The sequence below is a fragment of the Caulobacter sp. GW821-FHT10A06 genome (assembly GCF_059415805.1).
The window spans coordinates 53,345-78,267 of sequence record NZ_JBWKNY010000009.1 but is presented as its reverse complement, the minus strand read 5'-3'; the positions used below and the strand labels follow the sequence as shown (position 1 = coordinate 78,267).

26 protein-coding genes, 1 tRNA gene and 1 pseudogene are annotated in these 24,923 nt (G+C 68.3%); 20 read left to right on the top strand and 8 right to left on the bottom strand.

Annotated elements, in window-relative coordinates:
- Positions 1-15 precede the first annotated feature (15 nt).
- From AC07NF_RS24620 to AC07NF_RS24585, 8 genes are all read left to right on the top strand, one after another.
- Positions 16-1,998: a heme lyase CcmF/NrfE family subunit gene (locus AC07NF_RS24620; protein WP_494633324.1), complete on the top strand. Its 1,983-nt coding sequence runs from the start codon at positions 16-18 to the stop codon at positions 1,996-1,998.
- Complete coding sequence (locus AC07NF_RS24615) at positions 1,995-2,441, top strand: cytochrome c-type biogenesis protein (protein WP_492815099.1); 447 nt, start codon at positions 1,995-1,997, stop codon at positions 2,439-2,441. The genes AC07NF_RS24620 and AC07NF_RS24615 overlap by 4 nt, the downstream gene beginning before the upstream one ends.
- A 179-nt stretch (positions 2,442-2,620) precedes the next feature.
- Positions 2,621-4,207: a Do family serine endopeptidase gene (locus AC07NF_RS24610; RefSeq protein WP_492815101.1), complete on the top strand. Its 1,587-nt coding sequence runs from the start codon at positions 2,621-2,623 to the stop codon at positions 4,205-4,207.
- A 190-nt stretch (positions 4,208-4,397) separates the two neighbouring features.
- Positions 4,398-5,069 carry a two-component system response regulator UczR gene (uczR, locus tag AC07NF_RS24605; RefSeq protein ID WP_291875595.1) on the top strand — a complete coding sequence of 224 codons (672 nt, stop codon included), beginning with the start codon at positions 4,398-4,400 and terminating at the stop codon, positions 5,067-5,069.
- 32 nt (positions 5,070-5,101) lie between these two features.
- The gene (locus AC07NF_RS24600; protein WP_494633323.1) at positions 5,102-5,338 is read left to right on the top strand and encodes a hypothetical protein; all 237 of its coding nucleotides are present in this window, start codon (positions 5,102-5,104) and stop codon (positions 5,336-5,338) included.
- Entirely contained in the window at positions 5,338-5,652 is a 315-nt protein-coding gene (locus AC07NF_RS24595) for a type II toxin-antitoxin system RelE/ParE family toxin (protein WP_494633322.1), read from the top strand. The genes AC07NF_RS24600 and AC07NF_RS24595 overlap by 1 nt, the downstream gene beginning before the upstream one ends.
- 6 nt (positions 5,653-5,658) lie before the next feature.
- Positions 5,659-7,065 (top strand): two-component system sensor histidine kinase UczS, encoded by a 1,407-nt coding sequence (gene uczS, locus AC07NF_RS24590; RefSeq protein WP_492815107.1) that lies wholly within the window; start codon positions 5,659-5,661, stop codon positions 7,063-7,065.
- A 10-nt stretch (positions 7,066-7,075) separates the two neighbouring features.
- Positions 7,076-8,206 (top strand): threonine aldolase family protein, encoded by a 1,131-nt coding sequence (locus tag AC07NF_RS24585; RefSeq protein ID WP_494633321.1) that lies wholly within the window; start codon positions 7,076-7,078, stop codon positions 8,204-8,206.
- An 8-nt stretch (positions 8,207-8,214) separates the two neighbouring features.
- On the opposite strand, the gene AC07NF_RS24580 is transcribed toward AC07NF_RS24585, so the two are convergent.
- On the bottom strand, positions 8,215-9,102 hold the full coding sequence (locus tag AC07NF_RS24580; RefSeq protein ID WP_492815111.1) for a M56 family metallopeptidase: 888 nt from the start codon (positions 9,100-9,102) through the stop codon (positions 8,215-8,217).
- A 106-nt stretch (positions 9,103-9,208) separates the two neighbouring features.
- Here AC07NF_RS24580 and AC07NF_RS24575 point away from each other — a divergent pair, with 106 nt between their 5' ends.
- From AC07NF_RS24575 to AC07NF_RS24530, 10 genes and pseudogenes are all read left to right on the top strand, one after another.
- Entirely contained in the window at positions 9,209-12,091 is a 2,883-nt protein-coding gene (locus AC07NF_RS24575; protein WP_494633320.1) for a bifunctional [glutamine synthetase] adenylyltransferase/[glutamine synthetase]-adenylyl-L-tyrosine phosphorylase, read from the top strand.
- A 252-nt stretch (positions 12,092-12,343) separates the two neighbouring features.
- Positions 12,344-12,748, top strand: coding sequence for an EF-hand domain-containing protein (locus tag AC07NF_RS24570; protein ID WP_492815115.1), 405 nt, complete (start codon positions 12,344-12,346; stop codon positions 12,746-12,748).
- Between the two features lie 26 nt (positions 12,749-12,774).
- Positions 12,775-13,335 (top strand): RNA polymerase sigma factor, encoded by a 561-nt coding sequence (locus AC07NF_RS24565; RefSeq protein WP_494633319.1) that lies wholly within the window; start codon positions 12,775-12,777, stop codon positions 13,333-13,335.
- 13 nt (positions 13,336-13,348) lie between these two features.
- Positions 13,349-13,804 carry a hypothetical protein gene (locus AC07NF_RS24560; RefSeq protein ID WP_494633318.1) on the top strand — a complete coding sequence of 152 codons (456 nt, stop codon included), beginning with the start codon at positions 13,349-13,351 and terminating at the stop codon, positions 13,802-13,804.
- Positions 13,801-14,415, top strand: a complete 615-nt coding sequence (locus tag AC07NF_RS24555) for a periplasmic heavy metal sensor (RefSeq protein ID WP_494633317.1) — start codon at positions 13,801-13,803, stop codon at positions 14,413-14,415. The genes AC07NF_RS24560 and AC07NF_RS24555 overlap by 4 nt, the downstream gene beginning before the upstream one ends.
- Positions 14,416-14,481: 66 nt before the next feature.
- Entirely contained in the window at positions 14,482-15,399 is a 918-nt protein-coding gene (gene msrP / locus AC07NF_RS24550; protein ID WP_494633316.1) for a protein-methionine-sulfoxide reductase catalytic subunit MsrP, read from the top strand.
- Entirely contained in the window at positions 15,399-16,019 is a 621-nt protein-coding gene (gene msrQ, locus AC07NF_RS24545; RefSeq protein ID WP_494633315.1) for a protein-methionine-sulfoxide reductase heme-binding subunit MsrQ, read from the top strand. Before msrP ends, msrQ begins: the two co-directional genes overlap by 1 nt.
- Positions 16,003-16,124: pseudogene (locus tag AC07NF_RS24540) on the top strand (hypothetical protein); the annotation flags it as partial. The gene msrQ and the pseudogene AC07NF_RS24540, both read left to right, overlap by 17 nt.
- 67 nt (positions 16,125-16,191) lie before the next feature.
- A complete protein-coding gene (gene radC / locus AC07NF_RS24535; protein WP_494633314.1) occupies positions 16,192-16,944 on the top strand; it encodes a RadC family protein in 753 nt (250 codons plus the stop codon).
- 105 nt (positions 16,945-17,049) lie between these two features.
- Entirely contained in the window at positions 17,050-18,294 is a 1,245-nt protein-coding gene (locus AC07NF_RS24530) for a dipeptidase (RefSeq protein WP_494633313.1), read from the top strand.
- A gap of 141 nt (positions 18,295-18,435) precedes the next feature.
- Here AC07NF_RS24530 and map read toward each other — a convergent pair whose 3' ends face one another.
- The 4 genes from map to sfsA all read right to left on the bottom strand — a co-directional run bounded on the left by map (position 18,436) and on the right by sfsA (position 21,260).
- Positions 18,436-19,266 carry a type I methionyl aminopeptidase gene (gene map, locus AC07NF_RS24525; protein WP_494633312.1) on the bottom strand — a complete coding sequence of 277 codons (831 nt, stop codon included), beginning with the start codon at positions 19,264-19,266 and terminating at the stop codon, positions 18,436-18,438.
- Between the two features lie 103 nt (positions 19,267-19,369).
- Complete coding sequence (locus tag AC07NF_RS24520; RefSeq protein ID WP_494633311.1) at positions 19,370-19,762, bottom strand: hypothetical protein; 393 nt, start codon at positions 19,760-19,762, stop codon at positions 19,370-19,372.
- Positions 19,763-19,843: 81 nt separating this feature from the next.
- Complete coding sequence (locus tag AC07NF_RS24515) at positions 19,844-20,491, bottom strand: hypothetical protein (protein ID WP_494633310.1); 648 nt, start codon at positions 20,489-20,491, stop codon at positions 19,844-19,846.
- Between the two features lie 61 nt (positions 20,492-20,552).
- Positions 20,553-21,260, bottom strand: a complete 708-nt coding sequence (sfsA, locus tag AC07NF_RS24510) for a DNA/RNA nuclease SfsA (protein ID WP_494633309.1) — start codon at positions 21,258-21,260, stop codon at positions 20,553-20,555.
- 53 nt (positions 21,261-21,313) lie between these two features.
- Here sfsA and AC07NF_RS24505 point away from each other — a divergent pair, with 53 nt between their 5' ends.
- Positions 21,314-22,078: a competence/damage-inducible protein A gene (locus AC07NF_RS24505; protein ID WP_492815135.1), complete on the top strand. Its 765-nt coding sequence runs from the start codon at positions 21,314-21,316 to the stop codon at positions 22,076-22,078.
- A 7-nt stretch (positions 22,079-22,085) separates the two neighbouring features.
- Here the strand turns inward: AC07NF_RS24505 and AC07NF_RS24500 are convergent, their stop codons facing one another.
- The 3 genes from AC07NF_RS24500 to AC07NF_RS24490 form a co-directional block, all read right to left on the bottom strand.
- A complete protein-coding gene (locus AC07NF_RS24500; RefSeq protein WP_492815137.1) occupies positions 22,086-22,484 on the bottom strand; it encodes a helix-turn-helix domain-containing protein in 399 nt (132 codons plus the stop codon).
- Between the two features lie 202 nt (positions 22,485-22,686).
- A tRNA-Leu gene (locus tag AC07NF_RS24495) sits at positions 22,687-22,771 on the bottom strand.
- Positions 22,772-22,838: 67 nt separating this feature from the next.
- Positions 22,839-23,354, bottom strand: coding sequence for a hypothetical protein (locus tag AC07NF_RS24490; protein ID WP_494633308.1), 516 nt, complete (start codon positions 23,352-23,354; stop codon positions 22,839-22,841).
- A 250-nt stretch (positions 23,355-23,604) separates the two neighbouring features.
- Between AC07NF_RS24490 and AC07NF_RS24485 the strand changes: the two genes are divergently transcribed.
- Complete coding sequence (locus AC07NF_RS24485) at positions 23,605-24,882, top strand: Xaa-Pro dipeptidase (RefSeq protein WP_494633307.1); 1,278 nt, start codon at positions 23,605-23,607, stop codon at positions 24,880-24,882.
- Positions 24,883-24,923 lie beyond the last annotated feature (41 nt).

Below are 24,923 nucleotides of genomic sequence, written 5' to 3'. Positions count from 1 at the left end.
GGGGGAGGATCGTCGATGATCACCGAACTGGGCGCCTTCGCCCTGATCCTGTCGCTGGCCTTGTCCTTCGCCCAGACCGGTCTGTCGGCGGTCGGCGGCGCGCGGCGCTCGCCGGTGCTGGCCGGGGCCGGACGCGGCGCGGCGGTGGCGACGTTCCTGGCCGTGGCCGTGGCCTTCGCGGCCCTGATTCACGCCTTCGTCACCTCGGACTTCTCGGTCGCCAACGTGGCGGCCAACTCGCACACCGCCAAGCCGCTGTTCTACAAGGTGGCTGGCGCCTGGGGCAGCCACGAGGGCTCGATGCTGCTGTGGTGCCTGGTGCTGACCGGCTACGGCGCGGCCATGGCCTTCTTCGGCGACAGCCTGCCGCCGCGCCTGCGGGCCTATGCCATCGCCGTGCAGGGCAGCCTGGGCGTGCTGTTCCTGGCCTATACCGTTTTCGCCTCCAACCCCTTGGCGCGCCTGCTGGACGTGCCGGTCGAGGGCCGCTCGCTCAATCCGCTGCTGCAGGACTGGGCGCTGGCCGTCCATCCGCCGTTCCTCTACGCCGGCTATGTCGGCTTCTCGGTGGTCTATTCGCTGTCCCTGGCGGCGCTGATCGAGGGCCGGATCGACGCGGCTTGGGCCCGCTGGGTGCGGCCCTGGACCCTGGCGGCCTGGAGCCTGCTGACCATCGGCATCACCCTGGGCGCCTTCTGGGCCTATTACGAGCTGGGCTGGGGCGGCTGGTGGGCCTGGGATCCGGTCGAGAACGCCAGCTTCATGCCGTGGCTGATCGGGGCGGCCCTGCTGCACTCGGCCATTGTCACCGAGAAGCGCGGGGCGCTGCCGGGCTGGACGGCGTTCCTGGCCCTGGCGGCCTTCACCTTCTCGATGCTGGGCGCCTTCCTGGTGCGGTCGGGCGTGCTGACCAGCGTCCACGCCTTCGCCGTCGATCCGACGCGCGGCGTGCTGCTGCTGATGATGATGGGCCTGGCGGCGGGGACCGGTTTCCTGCTGTTTGGCCTGCGCGCCGGCAGCCTCAATCCGGGCGGCCAGTTCCGGCCGATCAGCCGCGAGAGCGCCATCGTGCTCAACAACATCCTGCTGTCGACGGCGACGGCGGTGGTGCTGCTGGGCACGCTGTACCCCCTGATCCGCGAGGCCATGGACGGCGAAGCCGTCTCGGTCGGCGCGCCGTTCTTCAGCCTGACCTTCGTGCCGCTGATGCTGCTGGCCTTCGCCGTGCTGCCGGCCGGCCCGCTGCTGGCCTGGAAGCGCGGCGACGCCAAGGGCGTGGCTCGCAAGCTGTGGATCGTGTTGGCCGTCGCCGCCCTGCTGGGCCTGGTGGCCTACGGGATCGTGCAGCCACGCAAGGCCTTGGCCAGCGGCGGGCTCGCCCTGGGCTTCTGGCTGCTGGGCGGCGCTCTGCTGGAGATGGCCGAACGCCTGAAGCTCTTCCGAGCGCCCGCCGGCGAGAGCCTGCGCCGCGCCCGAGGTCTGCCGCGCGGCGCCTGGGGCACGACCCTGGCCCATGCCGGCCTTGGCCTGTTCGTGCTGGGCGCGGCCTTCGAGACCGCCTGGAAGGTCGAGGCCGCCCAGGCGCTCAGCCTCAACGACACCCAGCAGTTGGGCGCCTACACCCTGACGCTCAGCGACGTCGGCACGGTCGAGGGCCCGAACTACCTGGCCGAGCGCGGCATCGTCTCGGTCAAGAACAAGGCCGGGACCGAGGTCTGCCACGCCGAACCCGAGCGCCGCTTCTATCCGACCGGCGGCCAGACGACTTCGGAAGTGGCCATCTGCCCCAGCGTGCTGGACGACATCTACATCGTGCTGGGCGAGCGCCGGGCGGGCGAAGGCGGCAAGCCGGCCTGGCTGGTGCGGGCCTATGTGAACCCGTGGGTGCGGCTGATCTTCCTGGGCCCGCTGATCATGGCCCTGGGCGGCATCGTCTCGCTGTCGGACCGCCGGGTGCGCCTGGGCGTGGGCCGTCGGGCCGATGAGGTGGTGTCGTGAAGCGCGCCCTGCTGATCAGCCTGGCCTCGATCGCCCTGATGGCCGGCGCGGCCGAGCCGACTGAGCGTCTGCCCGATCCGGCGCTAGAGGCCCGCGCCCGTCACCTGTTCAAGGAAGTGCGCTGTCTGGTCTGCCAGAACGAGTCGATCGACGACTCCGAGGCCCAGCTGGCCGGCGACCTGCGGCAGATTGTCCGCGAGCAGGTCAAGGCCGGGCGCAGCGACGCCCAGGTCCGCGCGTTCCTGGTCGAGCGCTACGGCGAGTTCGTGCTGCTGAAACCGGCCTTCTCGGCCGGCAACGCTGTGCTGTGGCTGGCTCCGATCGGGGTGTTGCTGGTCGGGGGCGGCCTGATGTTCGGTCTGCTGCGCCGTCGCGAGGAGCCGCCCGTTGAGCTTTCGCAGGACGAAGAAGAGCGCGTGAAGCGCCTCTTGGAAGACGATTGACACGATTGCGCCGAAAAAGAGCCTCAAGAAGCGCCTTTCGGATGACGGAAAGATAATTCGAGAACCATTGCACCTTTTATTGTCGGGACTAGGTTCTCAGATCGACTGGGACGTCGCGCCGGGCGCGAGGTTGATGCGAAAGGGACCGCGCGCGGGTCGCGCGGGTGAGGAAGAGACGAATGACCGCTAGGAAGTCGGGATTCATTGTGGGCGCCGTCGCGGGCGCGGGCGTGGCCTGTGCGGCCCTGGCCGGCGTAGGCATGCGCATGGGCGGGGCAGACGCCGCCGAGGCGCCGGCCATCCGTCCGATCAGCGCCGGAGCGCCGGCTTTCGCGCCGCCGCCGGGCGCGCCGATGTCGTTCGCCGACATCTTCGAGAAGGTCTCGCCGGCGGTCGTCCAGATCAACGTGACCTCCAAGGCCTCGCCGCCGTCGCTGCGCATCCCGGGCCTGGAAGGCTTCGACATCGTGCCGCGCGGCCAGAAGGGCAAGCCGGGCCAAGGCCAGGGCCAGGACGGTGAGGACGGCGATTCGCCGGCCACGCCGAAGCAGCAGTCCGCCGGTTCGGGCTTCTTCATCTCGGCCGACGGCTACATCGTCACCAACAACCACGTCGTGGCCGACGCCGACGACATCCAGGTGGTGATGAAGGACGGCCGCGAGCTGAAGGCCACCCTGGTCGGTCGCGACGAAGGCACCGACCTGGCGGTCATCAAGGTCATCGACCCCAAGGCCAAGGGCGCCGACTTCCCGTATGTGAACTTCGAGAACCAGGCCAAGCCGCGCGTCGGCGACTGGGTCATCACCATCGGCAACCCCTTCGGCCTGGGTGGCACCGCCACGGCCGGCATCATCTCGGCCTATAACCGCGACCTGGGCGACAACACCTCGTCGTTCGTGAACTACATCCAGATCGACGCGCCGATTAACCGGGGCAACTCGGGCGGTCCCAGCTTCGACATCTATGGCCGGGTGATCGGCGTCAACAGCGCCATCTACTCGCCGTCGGGCGGCTCGGTCGGCATCGGCTTCGCCATCCCGGCCGACATCGCCGAGGACACCGCCAAGCAGCTGATCGCCGGCGGCAAGGTCGTGCGCGGCTATATCGGCGTGACCATCCAGGACTTCAGCGCCGAGTCGGCCGAGGCCCTGGGCCTGAAGGACGTGAAGGGCGCGATCATCGCCGAGGTCACGGCCGGCGGTCCCGCCAACAAGGCCGGCCTGCTGCCCGATGACATCCTGACCGCCGTCAACGGCGTGGCCGTGGCCAACCGTTCGGAACTGACCCGCGAAGTCGCCAAGGCCCGCCCGGGCGAAGGCGTCAAGCTGTCGATCATCCGCGACGGCAAGCCGCGCGTCGTCACCGTCGTGTCGGGCACCCGTCCGGCCGAAGGCTCGCTGCTGGGCAATGACGACCAGGATCAGGACAACGGCGCGACCCCGACCCCGGACAAGCCGGCCAGCCAGAAGGTTGACGCGCTTGGCCTGACGCTGGGTCCGATCGACCCGGCCTCGCGCCAGACCTACAAGATCGACAGCGAGATCAAGGGTCTGCTGATCACCGGCGTGAAGGGCGACAGCGACGCGGGCGAGAAGGGCCTGGCCAAGGGCGACGTGCTCTCGACCATCAATGGCGCGCCCGTCGTCAGCGTGGCCGAGGTCAACAGCGCCATCGCCACCGCCAAGAAGGCCGGCCGCACCAGCGTGCTGGTCAAGGTGATCCGCCAGAACCGCCCGGTCTTCGTGCCGTTGAAGATCGCGCCGTAGGCTGAGCGCTTATTGAATGACAGAGCCCCGTTCCGGTCCGCCGGAGCGGGGCTTTTTCGTATCTGTCCAAGGTTTAAGTTACGCCGGTCGTCGAAACGGCTATCAAGCCTGCAACTGTCGCGCGATGGACCAGAATCGGGAGAACGTTGATCGTTCCGCTGTTCTGCTTGAGCGCATAAGGGGCTCACTGATGCGTATTCTGATTATCGAGGACGACCTGGAAGCCGCCGCCGCCATGGCGCACGGCCTGAAGGAAGCTGGCTACGACGTCGAGCACGCGCCCGATGGCGAGGCCGGCCTGGGCGTGGCCCAGAAGGGCGGCTTCGACGTGCTGGTCGTCGACCGCATGATGCCCAAGATGGACGGCGTCACCGTCGTCGAGACCCTGCGCCGCGAGGGCGACCAGACGCCGGTGCTGTTCCTGTCGGCCCTGGGCGAGGTCAATGACCGCGTCGTGGGCCTGAAGGCGGGCGCCGACGACTACCTGGTCAAGCCGTACGCGTTCCCCGAGCTGATGGCCCGCGTCGAGGCCCTGTCGCGCCGCCGCGAGACCGGCGCCGTGGCCACGACCCTGAAGGTCGGCGAGCTCGAGATGAACCTGATCAACCGGACGGTCCATCGCCAGGGCAAGGAGATCGATCTCCAGCCCCGCGAATTCCAGCTCCTGGAGTTCATGATGCGCCACGCCGGCCAGTCGGTGACCCGCACCATGCTGCTGGAGAAGGTCTGGGAATACCACTTCGACCCGCAGACCAACGTCATCGACGTGCACATCTCGCGCCTGCGTTCGAAGATCGACAAGGGCTTCGATCGTCCGATGCTGCAGACTGTGCGCGGCGCCGGCTACCGGCTGGATCCGTAGGCGGCAGCCGGGCGGCGTGGTAGGATCAGACCATGAACAAGCCGACGAAGCCCGAGGCTGAAGACGTCGACGACCTGGATCCGATTGGCGACGGTCTGGGTCCGATCCCGAACGGGGCCGAGATGGACGCCTGGTACGAGCGCAACCGCGAGGTCATCGCCGAGCTGGTCGAGGAGGCGCTCGCCGAGACCGAGCCGCCTACGCCCTGGAACTTCGAGGAAATGCTGGCCGATGCCCGCGCTGAATTCGAGAAGAACCAGAAGGGCTAATGGGCGCGCCAAGGGTCGTCAAATCCGCGGCCGCTATACGCGACTTCAGGCGCATCTATGCCTGGATCGCGCTGGATGGCGGAGCTGAGCGCGCGGCGAAGAACCTAGCGCGCTTGGACCGGGCGGCAGAGAGGCTAGCTCGACGACCTCTGCTAGGGCCACCTCGCCACCAAACGCAGGGCGATCTTCGCGGCTTCAGTGTCTCTCCCTGGGTAATCATCTACAGGCCGCTGCCCGACAAGATGGGCATCCACGTTCTCCGTATCCTCGACAGTCGCCAGGACCTCTCGGCGCTGCTCGGCAAGAAGACTTAAGAGCCCATGCGTCTGCCGCGCCTTCTCCGCACCACGCCGTTCCGGCTGACCCTGCTGTTCCTGACCCTGTTCGCGGCGGCGGCCAGCGCCTTCCTGGGCTACATCTATGTGGCGACGGCGGGCGAGGTGAACCGCCGCTCGCAAGCCGAGATCAGCCGCGAGTTCGAGAGCCTGGAGGCGGCCTATCGCCAGGGCGGCGTCGACGCCCTGAACCAGACCATCGTCGAGCGGGCGACGGGCGAGCGGCCGTTCCTGTATTTCCTGGCCGACAAGGACGGCAAGCGGATCTCGGGCTCGATCGAGGAGTCGCCGGTCAGCAATTTCACGGGCGATGGCCCCGAATGGGCCAGCTTCAAGGTCACCGAGACCGACCTGGACGGCGCCGAGGTCAAGGCCGCCGCGCGCGGGGTGCAGCAGCGGCTGGAGCGCGGCGAGATCCTGTTCGTCGGGGCCGATGTCGACGCTTCCGAAGCCTATGTCCGCAAGATCGTCCGGGCCCTGTGGGGCGCGGGCACCCTGGTCATCCTGCTGGGCCTGGCCGGCGGGGTGTTGATCAGCCGCAATGTCAGCCGCTCGATGCAGGGGTTGGTCGATGTGGTCAACGACGTCCGCGCCGGCGACCTGCACGCCCGCGCCAAGGTGCGCGGCACGCGCGACGAATATGACGAGCTGGCCGAGGGCCTGAACGACATGCTCGACCGGATCGAGCGCCTGATGGGCGGCCTGCGCCACGCCGGCGACGCCATCGCCCACGACCTGCGCTCGCCGCTGACCCGTCTGCGCGCCCGCATGGAGGTCGCCTTGATCGACGCCGAGAACGGCAAGGGCGATCCGGTGGCGGCGCTGGAGACCGCCCTGTCCGACGCCGACGGCGTGCTGAAGACCTTCAACGCGGTGCTGGCCATCGCCCGCCTGCAGGCGGCCGGCTCGGCGCCCGACCAGCAAGCCTTCGACGCCTCGGAACTGGCCACCGACATGGCCGAGCTCTACGAGTTCTCGTGCGAGGACAAGGGCCTGGACTTCAAGGCCGAGATCACGCCCGCCCTGAACATCAAGGGCAACCGCGAGTTCCTGGCCCAGGCCCTGGCCAACATCCTCGACAACGCCATCAAATACACCCCCGAGGGCGGAGCGATCATGCTGCGCGCGCGCCGCACCTCGTCGGGCGAGCTGGAGTTCTCGGTCACCGACACCGGCCCCGGCGTGCCCGAGGCCGATCGCCCTCGCGTGGTCCAACGCTTCGTGCGCCTGGAAAACAGCCGCAGCGAGCCTGGCGCGGGCCTGGGCCTGTCCCTGGTCAGCGCCGTCGCGACCTCGCACGGCGGCCGACTGGAACTGGCCGAGGGGCCGGGCGAGTACAACGGCATGGGACCGGGGCTGCGCGTGGCGCTGGTGTTGCCGCGGGTGGAGTAGGGAGATCGTCGTGGACCGTCGCCAGTTCCTAGCCTCGTCGCTGCTGGCCTTCGCGCCCGGCGTCGCGCTCGCCCAAGCCCAGCCTGCCCCGCCCGCCTTCCCGCCCGTCGACGCCCGCAGCGTCTGGCTGTTGGGCGACAGCGCGCCGCCCGATCCCGTGAAGACCGCCGCCCGCCTGGCCGAACTGGTCCAGAAGGGCAAGCCGCGTGACAGCTACATCTCAGGCGGCGCGGTCACCGAGCTGGAGCAGCGGTTCGCCGCGATGCTGGGCAAGGAGGACTGCGCCTTCCTGCCCACCGGCACCCTGGCCAACCACGTCGCCGTACGCATCCTGGCTGGCGAGGCCACGCGGGTCATCGTCCAACACGAAAGCCACCTCTATCGCGACGAGAGCGACGCGACCCAGCTGTTGTCGGGCTTGAACCTGATCGACCTGGCGCCCGGCCGCGCCGGCCCGTCGCTGGACGAGATCAAGGCCGCCGTCGACGAGGCTGAGAACGGCCCTTATCCGCTGAAGGTCGGGGCGATCTCGCTGGAGAGCCCAGTGCGCCGCGCCAGGGGCGAGATGCTGGACCCCGCCGCCTTGCAGGCCATCGCCGCCTACGCCAAGGGCAAGGGGATCCGCCTGCACCTTGATGGCGCGCGGCTGCTGCTGGCCCCGCCCGGCTACGACATCGCCGGGACGGCCGCCCTGTTCGATACGGTCTATGTCTCGCTCTACAAGTACCTGGACGCGCCGTTCGGGGCGGTGCTGGCGGGGAGCAAGGCCGATATCGCCAAGGCCCGCGCGCTGCGCCACCAGTTCGGCGGCACGATCTATCAGGCCTGGCCGTGCGCGGTGCTGGCCCTGGCGGCGCTGGACGACTTCCAGGCGCGCCACAAGGCCGCCTTCGCCGCCGCAGACCAGGTGTTCGCCGCGCTGGAGAAGGCCGGAGCCGCCAAGGCCAAACCCGCGCCCAACGCCTCGAACATCCGCCAGCTGGTGCTCAAGCCCAAGATCGCCGAGGGCGTCTTCGACCGCATGCGCGAAGCTGGCGTGCGCTTGGCCAAACCTGGTCCAGACGGGACGATCGACTTCTGGATCAACGACACGATCAACCGGCGTCCGGTCGACGAGTACGTGAAGCTATTCCGGGGCTGACTAGCGGCCTACTGCCCCTGCACCCAGGTGATCGCGCCCGTGTACGGATCCATCTGGGCGGCCATGCCGGGGCGCAGGTCGCCGGCGTCGGGGCCGCGCGGCGAGACGCTCCAGACGATGACCATGGCCATCACCGCCAGGAAGGTCATGGTCAGGAACCCGGCGATGTCGCGGTGCAGGCTGGGCTCGCGCCGATTCAGCAGCGACACGCGCAGGATCAGCGGATGGGTGGCCCAGCCGCAGGCCAGGGGCGAGGTGGCGACGCTCATCTGCGCCTTCATCAGGGTCTTGGCGTAGTCGGCGCGGATGTCGCTGCGCAGGGCGACGACGGTGGCGTCGCAGGCCAGCTCCTGGTCGATGCGCACCAGCCGCGTGGCCAGGGCGATCATCGGGTTGCACCAGCCCAGCACGCCGGCGCCGGCGATCACCAGGTTGGCGATCGGGTCGCCGCGATGGATGTGCGTGCGCTCGTGCAGGGTGATCATCTCGCGCTCGCGGGCGTCGAAGCGCTGGTTGAAGTCGGACGGCAGCACCACGCGCGGCCACAGGGCGCCCATGACGGCCGGCCCGGCCAAGCCTTGGTCGACCTTGCGGCGGAACAGGCGCTCGCGCAGGACCAGGACGCCGGTGGCGACGGCGCAGCCGGCCAGCCACAGCAGGATCAGCTTGGACGCCCATTCGCCCAGCGGCCGGGCGGGCGAGCCGAAGTCCATGGTCTCGGCCAAGCTGGGCAGGAAGGCGGCGGCCGCGGCGGCCGGCACGATGGCCCACAGGCCATAGGCCCGGCGCGGTCCGAACAGCTGGCGCGCGGACGGCCGCAGGATGATGACCAGCAGCACCGCGGCGGCGGCGGCGATCTGGGCCCGGATCAGGGCGAGGGCGAAGAGCTCGGTCATTCTTGAGCGGTTCCTGGCCGTTTCCTCAAACGCGATGGTTACAACTGTAAATTCCCACGTCAACCGGAGTCTTGTCCGTGAACGCGACGTGGGCCACGTTGCCCGCATGACAAAGCTCGCTACTCGCCTCGTCCCCTGCGGCCCGATCCTCGACGCCAAGGCCGCCGAGCGGGCGCATGAGGCGATCGCCAAGCGGGCGGGCGAGGCCATGGCCGGCGTCGACGCCGCCTGGGCCGCCCTGGCCCCGGTCTTCGCCGCCTCGCCGTACCTGGCCAGCCTCGCCCGCAAGGACGGCCAGCGCTTGCCCAGGATCCTGGGCGGCGATCCGGGCGAAAACTTGACCATGATCCTGGCCGCGGCGGACGCCGCCGCCGCCGAGCCGGACTTCGAGACCGCCCGCAAGACCCTGCGCGAGTTGAAGGCCGACCTGCACCTGCTGACGGCCCTGTGCGACCTGGGCGGAGTCTGGGACCTGGACCAGGTCACCGGCGCCCTGACCCGCTTCGCCGACGCCACCTTGCGCGCCGCCCTGGCCCAGGCCGTCCGGCAGGAGGTCGATCGTGGCGCCTTGACCCACGTGGGGGACGGCGAGGACGGCCCCGCGCCGGGCCTGTTCTGCATCGCCATGGGCAAGCACGGCGCGTTCGAGTTGAACTATTCCAGCGACATCGATTTCTCGATCTTCTACGCGCCCGAGAAGCTGCAGGTGGTCGAAGGTGTCGAGCCCCAGGCCGTGGCCGTGCGCATCGCCAACCACCTGGGCCGGGTGCTGCAGGAGCGCACCGCCGACGGCTATGTCTTCCGCATCGACCTGCGCCTGCGCCCCGACCCGTCCTCGACGCCGCCCGCCATGCCGGTCGACGCGGCCATGGACTACTATGAGAGCGTCGGCCAGAACTGGGAGCGCGCCGCCCACATCAAGGCCCGGATCGCGGCCGGTGACGCCCGTGAGGGCGCGGCGTTCCTGGAGGGGCTGCAGCCGTTCATCTGGCGCAAGAACCTGGACTTCGCGGCCATCGCCGACATCCACTCGATCAAGCGCCAGATCCACACCTACAAGGTCGACGACCGTCTGACCGCCAAGGGCGCGGACCTGAAGCTGGGGCGCGGCGGGATCCGCGAGATCGAGTTCTTCGTCCAGACCCAGCAGCTGATCCTGGGCGGCCGCCAGCCGGACCTGCGGGGGCCGCGCACGCTGGATGCGCTGCTGGCGCTGGCGGCGGCGGGCCACGTGACCCTGGAGGACGCCGGCTGGCTGTCCAAGGCCTATCAGGACCTGCGGGCGCTGGAGCACCGCGCCCAGATGATCGCCGACGACCAGACCCACAAGCTGCCGGAATCCGACACCGACCGGAAGCGGGTCGCCGCCCTGTGGGGGCAGGACAACCTGCGCAGCTTCGACGCCGCCGTCGGCAAGATCCTCAAGGGCGTCAACGCTCGCTATGGCCGCCTGTTCGCCGGCGAGGAGGAGCTGTCGTCGCGGTTCGGCAGCCTGGTGTTCACCGGCGTCGAGGACGATCCCGAGACCCTGGCGACCCTGAAACGCATGGGCTTCTCCAGCCCGGAGCGCGTGGCCGCCACCATCCGCGGCTGGCACCATGGCCATATCGCGGCCACCCGCACCGAGCGAGGCCGCGAGCTCTTCACCCGCCTGGCGCCGCGCCTGCTGGACGCGGCCAACGCCACGGGCGCGCCGGACCAGGCCTTCAACCGCTTCGCCGACTTCTTCGCCAGCTTGAGCTCGGGCGTGCAGATCCAGTCGCTGTTCCTGGCCCAGCCACGACTGTTCGAGCTGATCGTCGAGGTCATGGCCTTCGCCCCGCGCCTGGCCGCGACCATGGCCAAGCGGCCCACGGCGCTGGACGCCCTGCTGGACCCCAGTTTCTTCGGCCCGATCGAGACCCCGGCCGTGGCGCCGTGGGATCCGAACGACTTCGAGGGCGCGATGGACGCCGCCCGGCGCCTGTTCCGCGACCAGAGTTTCCGCATCGGCGTGCGGGTGATGAGCGGCAGCGCCGACGCCCGTGACATCGGCCGGGCCTTCGCCGAGCTGGGCGACCTGATCATCAGCGGCCTGGCCCCGGCAGCGCTGGCCGAGACCGAACGCCTGGGCGGCGCTTTCCCCGGCCAGGTGGCGGTGGTGGCGCTGGGCAAGGCTGGCTCGCGCGAGATGACCGCCAAGTCGGACCTGGACCTGATGACGCTATACATGTCGGACGACCCGGCCAGCGCGTCGGCCATCAAGGAGTGGAGCGCCGACACCTTCTACGCCCGTTTCACCCAGCGCCTGACCTCGGCCCTGTCGGCGCCGACGGCGGAGGGCACGCTGTACGAGGTCGATCTCAAGCTTCGCCCTTCGGGGACCAAAGGCCCGGTGGCGGTCAGCTTCGCGGCCTTCGGCGACTACTACGAGCGCGAGGCTGAGACCTGGGAGCTGCTGGCCCTGACCCGCGCGCGGGTAGTCTGGGCCAGCTCGCCGGACTTCAAGGCCCGCGCTGAGGGGGCGATCGAAGCGGCCCTGCGCCGGCCGCGCGAGTGGAAGAAGACCGCCGCCGACGTCATCGACATGCGCGAGCTGATGGAGCGCGAGCGACCGGGCAAGGGCGACTGGGACCTGAAACTCGAACCCGGCGGCCTGGTCGACATCGAGTTCGCCGCCCAGTTCCTGCAATTGGCCCACGCGGCGAACGGCGGCCCCCTGCGCCAGAACACCGGCGAGGCCCTGGCGGCCCTGCGCGAGGCGGGCCTGGCCGACGACGGGGCGCTGTCGCGGCTGGAGACGGCCTGGCGGCTGGAGCAGGACCTCTCGCAGCTGATCAAGGTGGCGCTGGAAGACGGCCTGGACGTCGAGGCCGAGCCCAAGGCCTTCAAGGCGCTGCTGGCCAAGGCCGGGCACGTCAGCCAGTTCAAGTCGCTGAAACCCAAGCTGGCCAAGGCGAAGGCCGATGCGCGGGCGGCCTATGAGGCGATCGTGAAAGCGGCGGGGTAGGGACCTCTTTCAATCCACCTACCAAACAAAGCTGCCTTCCTAGGCCTTGTGCCTAGGACCCATCGGTCCGCTGGGCTCAGCGCACCCGGTGATGCGCGACCATTCTGGCAAGCTCGAGAGCGGTTGAACCATGGGACCTAGGCACAAGGCCTAGGAAGGCAAAATTAGGAGGATTTCGGAGCGACGGAATTCGCCGACCTGCGCGTTCATCACTCCATGGGACGGCTTCCACCCTCGGAGACCTGAAGACCGATGATCGTACGCACCCTGATCGCCGCCGCCGTGCTCGCCGTCGCGGCGCCGGCTTTGGCGCAAACCGCTGCTCCCCAGGGCATGACCCTGCAGCAGTTCCAGGCCTCGAACGGCGACAAGCTGTTCGCGCGACTGGACACCAACAAGGATGGCAAGATCTCGCCCGACGAGTTCGCCGCCTTCCGCAAGGACAACCCCGAGGTCGACGCCAAGGCTGCGAAGGCCGGCAAGCGTGGCCAGCGGGTGTTCGCCCGTTTCGACAAGGACAAGGACGGCTTCCTGTCGCGGGCCGAGGCCGACGACGTGCTGGCCTGGCGCTTCAAGCGGATGGATACGAACAACGACGGCATCCTGACGCTGGAAGAGTTGCAGGCCAAGAAGGGCAAGGCCAAGGTCGGGGTCTGATGACGACGTGCGCGGCGGGTTGAAGCTTGGCGTCCGACGGGAACGATCCCGACGAAACCTTGCTGTCGGGGGTAGGACGGGGCGACCCGACCGCCGTGCGACAGCTATTGGACCGACGCCTGCCGCGCATTCTGGCTCTGGCCCGCCGCATGCTGAACGACGCCGGCGAGGCCGAGGACGTCGCTCAGGAGACCTTCTTGCGCGCCTGGAAACAGGCGCGGTCTTGGACGCCGGGCCAGGCCCGGTTCGACACTTGGCTGCACCGCGTGGCCCTGAACCTCTGCTACGACCGCCTGCGCCGCCGGCGCGAGGTGGTCACCGATACGCCGCCCGAGCAGGTCGACACCGGTCCCGCGCCGGACGCCGGCCTGATGCGGGCGGACCTCTCCAAGCGCGTCGAGGCGGCCCTGGCGGCTCTGCCGGCGCGCCAGCGCGAGGCGATCGTGCTTTGCCATCACCAGGGCTTGGGCAATATCGAAGCGGCGCAATTGATGGAGATCAGCGTCGAGGCGCTGGAAAGCCTGCTGGGCCGGGGGCGACGGGCCCTCAAGGCTTCGCTGGCCGATCTGCAGGGGGCGGGCGGATGAAGGAGCTGTGGTCATGATGGACCCAGAAATGCCTATTGGGCGGTTCGAGGACCTGGCCGAGATCTATGGCGGCGAGATCGCCCGCTGGCCGGAAGGCGAGCGTGAGGCCGCGCGCGCCCTGCTGGCCGCCAACCCCGAGCGCCTGTCGCCGGTGCTGGCCGGCGCCGCGCAGCTGGACCGCCTGCTGGACCTGGCGCCAGCCCAGAGCGTCGACGCCGCCCTGCTGGGCCGGCTGATCGCCGCCGCGCCGCAAGCGACGGGCAGCGCTCGCCGCTGGATCGCTGGTCTGGGCGCGGCGCTGGGCCTGTCGGCCGCCGCCTTCGCGGGCGTGCTGGTCGGGGTCTCGATGGCTAGCCATGCGCAGCCGCCGGTCGTGGCGCCGGTCGTCACCGCGCGCGCCGACACCCTGACCGCCGTCGATGTCTCCACCGACCTGCAGGACGCCCTCGAGGAGGCTTCCGAGCTATGAGCCTGTCGCGCCCGCTGCTGATCGGCCTGATCGCCTCGGCGGCCCTCAATGTGTTCCTGATCGGCGGCGTGGCCGGGGCGGTCTATGTGCGGATGTCCGCTCCGCCGCCCGCACCACAACCGGCGCCGCAGCCGATCTACATTCCGCCGTCCGTCGCCCAAGTCCCGCAGCCGAGTGATCCGGTCGCGCCAACCCGTCCCGCCAAACCTGCGACCACCACCCCGCCGCCAATCGCGCCCGTGGCGCAGGACGCCGAGCGCCAGGCCCGGCCGCCGCTGTGGACCGCCGGCGACCGTCTCTCGCCCGAGAGCCGCCGCGCGTTGCGCCAAGCCCTGCATGCGGCCAACCAGAAGAACAAGCCGATCACCCGCCAGGCCCGCGCCGAGCGCCAGGCGGCGCTGGACGCCCTGGCCTCGCCGGGCTTCGACGCGGGCGAGGTCTCGCGCCGCCTGACCACGGCCCGCACCCTGGACGTCCAGGCGCGCGGCAATGTCGAGGCCGCGTTGGCCGCCTATGCCGCCACCCTGTCGCCGCAGGAGCGGACGGTGCTGGCCCAGGGCCTGTCGCGCATCTACGCCCCGCGCCGGGCTTTGCGTCAGGGCCAGGAATAATCGTCGGCGGACGTAACCAAACGCCGCGCCCCGTCGTATCAGTGAGCGTAGCCCCGGAGCGTTCCCATGCTGATCCGCCAAGCGCCTGACCTGACCGACAACGACGTCACCGACCACGGCCTGTATTTGAAGCGCCGCACGCTGATGGCCGGGCTCGCGGGCGCGGGGCTGTTCGCTGCGGCCGGCGAGGCCCAGGCGGGCCTGAGCTTCACCAAGGGCTTTTCGACCTCGGAAAAGGCGACCTCGAAAGAGGACATCACCACCTACAACAACTTCTATGAGTTCGGCGTCGACAAGGGCGATCCGGCCGAGAACTCGGGCAAGTTCAAGCCGCGTCCCTGGACGGTGCGCATCGACGGCGCCTGCGAGGCCCCAAGGACGGTCGGCATCGAGGATCTGATCGGCAAGAACAAGCTGGAGGAGCGCATCTATCGCATGCGCTGCGTCGAGGGCTGGTCGATGGTGATCCCCTGGGTCGGTTTCCCGCTGAAGGACCTGATCGCCTCGGTCAAGCCGACCTCCAAGGCCAAGTACGTGGCGTTCGAGACGGTGATGCGGCCGTCGGAAATGCCGGGGCAGGGGTGGAACACCCTGGACTGGCCCTATCGCGAAGGCCTGCGCATGGACGAGGCGATGCACCCGCTGACCCTGATGGCCGTGGGCCTGTACGGCGATGTGCTGCCCAACCAGAACGGCGCGCCGATGCGGCTGGTCGTGCCGTGGAAATATGGCTTCAAGGGGATCAAGTCGATCGTCCGCATCAGCCTGGTCGAGAAGCAGCCGGTCACCTCGTGGAACAAGCTGGCGGCGCGTGAGTACGGCTTCTTCGCCAACGTCAATCCGGCCGTCGACCACCCCCGCTGGTCGCAGGCCAGCGAGCGCCGCATCGGCGAGTTCCGCCGCCGCGAGACCCTGCCGTTCAATGGCTACGGCGAGTGGGTCGGCGACCTCTATCGCGGCATGGACCTGAAGCGGTTCTACTGATGGCCTCTGCGAAAAAGCGTCCGTCGAAGACGCGCGACAACATCGTCTACGCCCTGGTCTGGGCGGCCTGTTTCGCGCCGATCGTCTGGCTGGCCTGGAAGGGCTTCAACGGCGACCTGGGCGCCAATCCGATCGAGAAACTGATCCGCCAGCTGGGCGTCTGGGGCCTGCGGCTGCTGCTGGTGGGGCTGGCCATCACGCCGGCCGCGCGGATCCTGAAGAAACCGCGCCTGGTGCGTTTCCGGCGGACCATCGGCCTGTTCGCCTTCAGCTACATCCTGCTGCACCTGGCCAGCTATATCGGCGTGGACCTGTTCTTCGACTGGGGCCAGCTGTGGAAGGACATCCTCAAGCGGCCCTTCATCACCTTAGGGATGCTGGGCTTTGTGCTGCTGATCCCGCTGGCGGTGACCTCGACCAACGGCTGGGTGATCCGCATGGGTCGCGCGGCCTGGAGCCGGCTGCACAAGCTGATCTACCTGATCGTGCCGCTGGGCGTCGTGCACTACTACCTGCTGGTCAAGGCCGACCACCGGCCGCCGCTGGTGTATGGCGCGGTGTTTCTCGCGCTGATGGGCTGGCGGGTCTGGGAGGCCAGGAGACCAAGACCCTCCCCCTAGCGGGGGAGGTGGCCCGAAGGGCCGGAGGGGGAAGTGCTGCTGAGCCTGCCTCTTCCCCCTCCGTCGTCTCTTCGAGCCGACACCTCCCCCGCTAGGGGGAGGATCCGAGCGCACTGCCTCTAGACAACCATGAGACGATAACGCCTACTGCTCGCCTAAGGTCGAGGGCGGCATGGTCAGCGTCAAATCCCTGGGCGTCTTGGACGCCGAGCTCTTTCCCGCGCCTCCGGCCGAGACCAAGAAGCGTTCAGCCCACGCCCACCATGCCGGCCATCGCGACCGTCTGCGCCAGCGGGCCAAGGTCGGGGGCTTCGTGGCCCTGCCGGACTATGAACTCTTAGAGCTCTATCTCTTCCGCACTTTCCCGCGCGGCGACGTCAAGCCGATCGCCAAGGCGCTCTTGACTCGCTTCGGCTCGCTGGGCGCGGTGCTGGGGGCGACGATCGAAGAGCTGGCCACCGTGCCCGGCGTCGGCGAAACGGCGGCCATGGACATCAAGCTGCTGCACGAAGCCACCTTGCGGGCCGGCCGCGACAAGATCGTCAAGCGGCCGGTGATCAGCTCGTGGAGCGCCCTGCTGGGCTATGTCCGCGTCGCCCTGGCCAACGAGTCGCGCGAGCAGTTCCGCGTCCTGTTCCTGGACAAGAAGAACCAGCTGATCGCCGACGAGGTGATGAACCGCGGCACGGTCGACCATGCTCCCGTCTATCCGCGCGAGGTGATGCGGCGGGCGCTGGAGCTGTCGTCCAGCAACATCATCATCCTGCACAATCACCCGTCCGGCGACCCGACGCCCTCGCGCCCCGACATCGAGATGACCAAGCAGATCGTCGAGGCCGGCAAGGCGCTGAAGATCGCCGTCCACGACCACCTGGTGGTCGGCCGCGAGGGCGTGGCCAGCTTCAAGGCGCTGGGGTTGATGTAGATCGGATCAGGACGAGAATTTTCTTATCAGGACGAGCCGCCTCGGCTTGACGCCCCGCATTGAAACCTTGAGCGTCGCGGCCTTGGTTTCGTCCGGAGTCTGCTCATGCGTCGCCTGCTTACCGTTTTGCTCGGATCGGCCGCCCTGCTGGCGGGGACGGCCCACGCCGCTGAAAAGAAGCCCCCCGAGAAGACCGGTGAGGTCACCAAGGCGATCAAGGCGCTGCACGACAGCTTCCTGGTCCTGGACACCCACCTGGACACGCCCGAGCACTTCTCGCGCCACGGCTGGTCGATGCTGGACGAGCACGGCGTCGCCAAGGACGGCAGCCAGGTCGACCTGCCGCGCATGAAGGCCGGCGGCCTGGATGGCGGCTTCTACGTGATCTACACCGGCCAGGGCGACCTGACCGCCGAGGGCTATCGCAAGGCCCGCGACTTTGCTTTGAACCGCGCGACCGAGATCCGCGAGATGGTCGCCGCCCACCCCGACCAGTTCGAGCTGGCCTACACCGCCGAGGACGCGGTGCGGATCAACAAGGCCGGCAAGAGCTTCGTCTTCCAGAGCATCGAGAATTCTTGGCCGATCGGCGAGGACCTGACCCTGCTGCAGACCTTCTACGCCACCGGCGTGCGCATGGCCGGGCCGGTCCACTTCCGCAACAACCAGTTCGCCGACAGCTCGACCGACCCCAAGGGCAAGATCTGGAACGGCTATTCGCCGCTGGGCCTGCGCTGGCTGGCCGAGGCCAACCGCCTGGGCATCCTGGTCGATGTCAGCCACGCCAGCGACGACATCGTCGACCAGTCGGTGGCCCTGTCCAAGGCCCCGATCATCGCCTCGCACTCGGGCGCCAAGGCGATCTTCGACCATCCGCGGAACCTGGACGACGGCCGCATCAAGAAGATCGCCGACAGCGGCGGCGCGATCTGCATCAACTCGGTCTATCTGCGCGCCAGCGCCGACAGCCCTGAGCGCAAGGCCGCCCTCGAAGCCATCGGCCGCCCGCCGCGCGACGAGGCCAGCCAGGCCGACGTCGTGGCGTGGATGGCCAAGAAGGTGGCGGTCGACAAGCAGTACCCGCCGGTGCGCGCCAACTTCGAGACCTTCATGGCCAGCATGCTGCACACCCTGAAGATCGCGGGGCCCAAGGGCGTCTGCGTCGGCGCCGACTGGGATGGTGGCGGCGGTGTCGAAGGCTTCGAGGACGTGGCCGACCTGCCCAAGATCACCGCGCGGCTCAAGGCCGAGGGCTATTCGGACGCGGATATCCAGAACATCTGGAGCGGCAACGTGCTGCGCCTGATCGCCGGCGCGCAGGCCTACGCCAAGAGCGTGGCCGGGAAGTAGAGGGGGCGGAGGTCCCAGATCCTCCCCCTAGCGGGGGAGGTGTCGGCGAAGCCGACGGAGGGGGAAGAAGCCGGATAGCCCGCTGTTCCCCCTCCGGCCTTCGGCCGCCTCCCCCACGGGGGGAGGGTCTACTCGTCCAGATCAGCCGCCCAAGATCGCCGGCTGGAACAGTCCGGCGGGCGAGGCGGTGAACACCTCATAGCCATCCTCGGTCACCCCGATCGAGTGCTCGCACTGGGCCGACAGCGACTTGTCGCGGGTCACGGCGGTCCAGCCGTCGTTCAGCACCTTCACCGCCGGCTTGCCCAGGTTCACCATCGGCTCGACGGTGAAGAACATGCCGGCCTTGAGCACCGCGCCCTGGCCCGGACGGCCAAAGTGCAGGATGTTCGGGGCGTCGTGGAACACGCGGCCCAGACCGTGGCCGCAGAAGTCGCGGACGACGCTGCAGCGCTGGGCCTCGACATAGCTCTGGATGGCGTGGCCGATGTCACCCAGCGTGGCGCCCGGCTTCACGGCCTCGAGGCCGCGCTTCATGCCTTCATAGGTGATCTCGACCAGGCGACGGGCGCGCGGGCCGACTTCGCCGACGCCGTACATGCGCGAGGTGTCGCCGTGCCAGCCGTCGACGATGGCGGTGACGTCGATATTGACGATGTCGCCTTCCTTCAGGTTCCAGTCGCCGGGGATGCCGTGACAGACGACGTGGTTGCGCGAGATGCAGACCGTCTTGGGATAGCCGCGATAGTACAGGCAGGCGGGCAGGGCGCCGTGGTCCAGGATGAACTCGCGGGCCAGGGAGTCCAGGTGGTCGGACGACACGCCCGGCTGCACGTGCGGGATCAGCATGTCCAGGCATTCGGCGGCCAGCTTGCCGGCCTTGCGCATGCCTTCGAAGTCCTCGGCCTTGTGGATCTTGATCTGACCCGTGCGGGTCTCGGCTTCGATCTCGAGGGTGTTGTCCAAGGTCATGCTCTACTCGGGCGGTCGCCGCCGCGACGGGCGGCGATCAATCTGGAAGGGGCGTATCTGCTGATCCTAGCACGGATTTCAAGCCCTTGCCCGTTCTGAACGCTTACTGGGTGGGGTTGATGCGTCGCACCGTGTCGGTCGCCGGACGGATTTCCTTGATGAAGCTGGCGTCCAGGCTGGTGGGCTTGTCGCGGCGCACATGGCAGACGCCCTTGTAGCGCGTGACCCGACCGGTCTCCTTCTCGGTCACGTCGGCGGTGAAGCTGACGTCCCATTCGCCCGGCTTGCCGGCCGGGGAGGGCTTCATGTCGTTGGAGGTGACGCTGCCGATCTCCTTGAGCCCGAAGCGGTCCTCCAGCTTGCCGGTGCAGGCCTTGAACGCGAACACGGCCCGCAGGCCGGTCATGAAGCCGTTCTCGGGCTTGCCGGGATCGGTCCGCCCGCAGCCGGACAGGGCGAGCGCCAGAACGCTCAAAGCCAGGACGGTCCCCTTCATGCGATCCCCTCAGTTCGCGTGCGGGCGAATGGGTAACCGAAGCCGCGACGATTGCAGCTTAAATCGCTGTTAGGTGAGGGATCAGACGTCGAAGGTCGCCGAGCCGCCGTCCGTCCGGATCGTCGCGATCGCGGCGTGCAAGACGGCGCGTCGATCTTGCCAGTCTTGCACGATCTTGAGCGCCCGCCGCTTTAGCGCCGGCCCTCGCCAGAAGCTGTAGACGATGATCGCCAGGGTGATCGGGGAAAGAACCACCGTCATGAACGAGAAGAGCGCGAGCGGCCAGAGCAGCCAATAGACCCAGGTTCCGACAATGAAACCCTCACCCTTCTTTCTGATCTGGGCGATGGTCTTCGGCGGGGACAACGAGAACAGCATCTGCTCGGCGGGAAAGGGGTTCTCGGCATAGGCGCGCGTGTCGAGATTTGTCGCCGAGACCGTGACCCAGTCGCCGACCGTCTCGGGCTTCACATAAACGACCCGAATGCGGCTGCCTTCGCGAAAACCAACGCCGCCATCCAGGTCGACTTCCCGCTCATCGCCAGCCGTCGTGCGGAACAACAGCTGGCGGTGCTCGGTCGTATGCGAACTGATCCTGAGGGGGGCGATATAGCCGTGCTCGCCGGTGATATGGCCCCCGCCGCCCGAAGAGCTGATCGCGGTCGAGGTCCAGTTCTGGGCGTCCAGAACCTCGCCATCAACGCTGTCGACGATGAGTTTTACCTTCAAGTTCAGCCCCCAGAGCTTGGTCGCAGGTCGAGCCTAGACGCGTTCGCGCGCCTTGGAACAGTCAGGCGTCGCCGCGCCAGCTGATCCGCCGATCAATCCGCACCGTCTCCGTGCTCATCGCACACGCATAGACCAGCACCTCGACCCCCGCCTTGGCCGCCGCGTCCAGACCCGCCGCGAATTTCGGGTCCAGGTCGGCGCAGGCGCTGAAGGTCTCGCAGTCCTCGCGCTGGACGACGAACAGCGCCACGGCGCGGTCGCCTTGCGCCACCTGGGCGGCGAGGTCGCTGAGGTGGCGGGTCGAGCGGTCGGCCTTGCAGTCGGGGAATTCGGCTAGGCCCGGCGTGCGGGAAAAGTGCACGTTCTTGACCTCCAGCCAGCAGGGCGGGCGATCCGGATGGGTCAGCAGGAAGTCGACCCGGCTGGCCTCGGCGTACTTCACCTCGGGCTTGATGGTCGCGTAGCCGGCGAGTTCGGGGATCAGGTCCTGCGCCAGGGCCTCGGCGACCAGCTTGTTGGGCAGCAGGGTGTTGATGCCGACCAGGGCGTTGCCCTGTTCCACGCATTGCAGGGTCCAGGCCAGCTTGCGTTTGGGATCGTCCGACCACGACACCCAGGCGCCCTGGCCGGCGTCCTTGACGCCCAGCATCGCGCCGGGATTGGGGCAGTGGGCGGTGATGGCCCGGCCGTCGTCCAGGATCAGGTCGGCGAAGAACCGCTTGTAGCGGGCGACCAGGCGGCCATGAACGAGCGGTTGCGGGAGCAGCATGCTGAGCCTAAGTCGAAAGGCGTAAGATCGAAGCGACATAAGGGATCCTGCCGATGACGACCAGCGAGCGCGTGACGGCTGCGGTGATGATCATCGGCGACGAGATCCTGTCGGGCCGGACCCAGGACGTGAACCTGTCGGCCATCGCCAAGTATCTGGCGACCTACGGCGTCGACCTGTGCGAAGCGCGCGTGGTGCCCGACATCGAGGAAGAGATCGTCGACGCGGTCAACGCCCTGCGCACGCGCTACGACTACGTCATCACCACCGGCGGCATCGGCCCGACCCACGACGACATCACCGCCGACTCGATCGCCAAGGCCTTTGGCGTCACCGCCCCAGAGCATCCCGAGATCATGGCCATGCTGCGCGAGCGCTGGGGCGAGCCCAACGCCGCCCGTCGTCGCATGGCGCATGTGCCCGAAGGCGGCAGCCTGGTGAAAAATCCGGTGCAGGGCCCGCCCGGCTTCCAGAAGGATAATGTCTTCGTCCTGGCGGGCGTGCCGGCGATCATGCGGGGCATGCTGGAGGACGTGGGTCCGCGCCTGCGCACCGGCGCGGTGGTGCTGAGCAAGACGGTGCGGGTCACCGGCACGGGCGAGGGCACGATCGCCGCGCCCCTGGAGGCTGTCGCGAAAGCCCATCCGGACATGTCGCTGGGCAGCTATCCGTTCTTCAGCCCGCCGGACGTCTATGGCGCCAACCTGGTGCTGCGCGGCCGCGACGCCGCCGAGCTGGACGCGGCGGCAGCCGAGCTGATCACGGCGCTGACCGAGGCGGGCGCCAGCAACATCGAGCTGCTGGCGGACCCGACCTAAGGCGAGGCTATTCCTCGCCCGCGACCGCTCGGGCCAGGTCGACCAGATGCTTGCGCATGCCGCCCGACTTGATGGCGGTGAAGGCGCGGGCCAGTTCGGGCGCGCCGGGCAGCGACCAGAAGTCGGCCATTTCGTTGGCCAGGTCGGCGGCGGTGGTGTCGGCGCCTTCCGGATCGTCCAGGCCCTCGAAGAAGAAGCCGATCGGCGTCTTCAGGAACATGGCGGTGGCCTGCAGCTTGCTGGCGCTGATGCGGTTGGAGCCGCCTTCGTACTTCTGCACCTGCTGGAAGGTCAGGCCCAGCGCGTCGGCCAGGGCCTGCTGGGAGTAACCCAGGTCCTTGCGTCGCATACGCAGGCGACGGCCCACGTGGATGTCGACGGGATCGGGGGTCTTGTCTTCAGCCATGATCACTTACTCGAACGCGACGGAGGGGGAGGTAGCTCATCGAGCCGTCGCGCGCGAACGATCGTCCTGCGTGACGCGGGCGCGATCCTGGCGGGAGTCGAGGTCTGGAGAAACGTTTATTCCTGGACGGAATGTTTATTCCCGAATGGCGGGAATCGTGGCCGCGCTTGCGCCCAAGGGTAGATCGTCGGGTTCCGGGCCTTGGTAGGGACGGTGGGACTCGAACCCACACGGATTGCTCCAACGGATTTTAAGTCCGGCGCGTCTACCGATTCCGCCACGTCCCCGTCACCTCGACCCCATAAGCCATCGATCGGCCGGGGTCGAGGCGGGTGTGGCGGCGCAAGCCGTGTGCTAGCGGCCGGTGCGGGCCTGGCGGTCCAGGGCGCGGGCCTGTTCGTCGGTGACTTCGGCGTCGCCGTTGCCGCCGATCGTGGCCGACACGTTGGTCGCCGCCTCGCCGGCCGCGACCGCGCCCGAGCGACGCGCAGCGCCGTTCTGCAGCCAGTCGATATAGAGCAGGCGGTCGGCCGAGGTCATGGCGACGTCGAAGTTGCGGCTGCGCCAGCCTTGCTCCATCCCGACGCCTTCACCTTCGACAGCCAGGGTCTGGTAGTAGCCCTTGGCCGTTTCGAGGCGGCCGGTGCGTTGATAGCCGGTGGCCAGGTTGAAGCGGTTCGGAATGGTCGGGGCCGCGGCCACGACGCGCTTCTGCAGGTTGGTGGCGATCCAGTTGTTGTCCGCCGCGAACTCGTACTGAGCCTGGTCGGACAAGGCTTGGGGGCTGGATTGCGCCAGGGCGGAAGAGGCGGCGCCAATCGAGAGCGTGCCGATTGCGGCCGAAATGAGAACAGCTTTGCTATTCGTCATGGCTAAGTCTCCGTAGATTGATGTTTCGGGGAGGTGAAACGGTCAAGTTGTTCAAGCGGAACTGGAGAGTTAGCGAAGTTCTTCTGTGTCGGTTCCTCGACCATTTTACAATTTATGCGGCAAAGCTTGTATTGATCGCTTTATCGCCAGCTTGGCTGGGCGGATCGCGGTAGGTCCGCACTAGGCCTCGACGCCTTCCACTGCCGTGATAGCGTCGCCGTGCTCAAATTTGGACGGGGACGGAACGCTTATGGGTAAGGGGATGAAAGCCGCCGCGGCGGCCGCGGTGGTGCTTGCGGCCGGCGCGGCGCATGCCGCAGACGTGGAGGCGGTCAGCGCTGCCCGCCTGCTGGACGTGGCTACGGGCAAGTATGTCGATAATCCGCTGGTGATCGTCACCGACGGTCGCATCACCAGCATCGGCAAGAAGGGCGACGCCACGCCGGCCGGGGCCAAGCTCGTCGACCTGCCGGGCGCGACCCTGCTGCCGGGCCTGATCGACATGCACACCCACATCGACGGCCTGGCCGAGATCGGCGGCTACAACAGCCTGGAATACAGCGACCGCTTCTGGAGCGTGGTCCAGGTGGCCAATGCCAAGAAGACGCTGGAGGCGGGCTTCACCACCATCCGCAATGTCGGCTCGGCCGACTTCGACGACGTGGGCCTGCGCGAGGCGATCGACGCCGGCTATGTGGTCGGGCCGCGCGTGGTCACGGCGACCTATGCGATCGGGGCTACCGGCGGCCACTGCGACTCGACCTTCTTCCCGCCGTCGATGGACGAGAAGAGCCCCTACAATATCGACAGCCCCGATGAGGCGCGGAAGGTCGTCCGGACGCTGAAGAAGTACGGCGCCCAGGTGATCAAGATCTGCGCGACCGGCGGCGTCTTCTCGCGCGGCGACGAGCCGGGCCAGCAGCAGCTGACGCAGGAAGAGATGCACGCCGTGGCAGATGAGGCCCACATGGCCGGCCTGAAGGTCGCCGCCCACGCCCACGGGGCCAGCGGCATCAAGGAGGCCATCAAGGCCGGCATCGACACCATCGAGCACGTCAGCCTGGTCGACGACGAGGGCATCAAGCTGGCGATCCAGCACGGGACCTACTTCTCGATGGACATCTACAACACCGACTACACCCAGGCCGAGGGCAAGAAGAACGGCGTGCTGGAAGACAACCTGCGCAAGGACCGCGACATCGGCGAGATCCAGCGCCAGAACTTCAAGAAGGCGCTGAAGGCCGGGGTGAAGATGATCTACGGCACCGACGCCGGGGTCTATCCGCACGGCGACAACGCCAAGCAGTTCGCGGTCATGGTCCGTTATGGCGCCACGCCCTTGCAGGCGATCCAGGCCGCGACGCTCACCGCCGCCGAGGCCCTGGGCCAGACCAAGGACGTCGGCCAGGTCGCCGTCGGGCGCTTCGGCGACATCATCGCCGTCTCGGGCGATCCGCTGGCCGACGTGACGGTGCTGGAAAAGCCGGTGTTCGTGATGAAGGGCGGGGCCGTTATCAAACAGCCCTAGCCTCGACTATCGGAGCGCGAGCGCCTAAGTGCAGCGCTCCG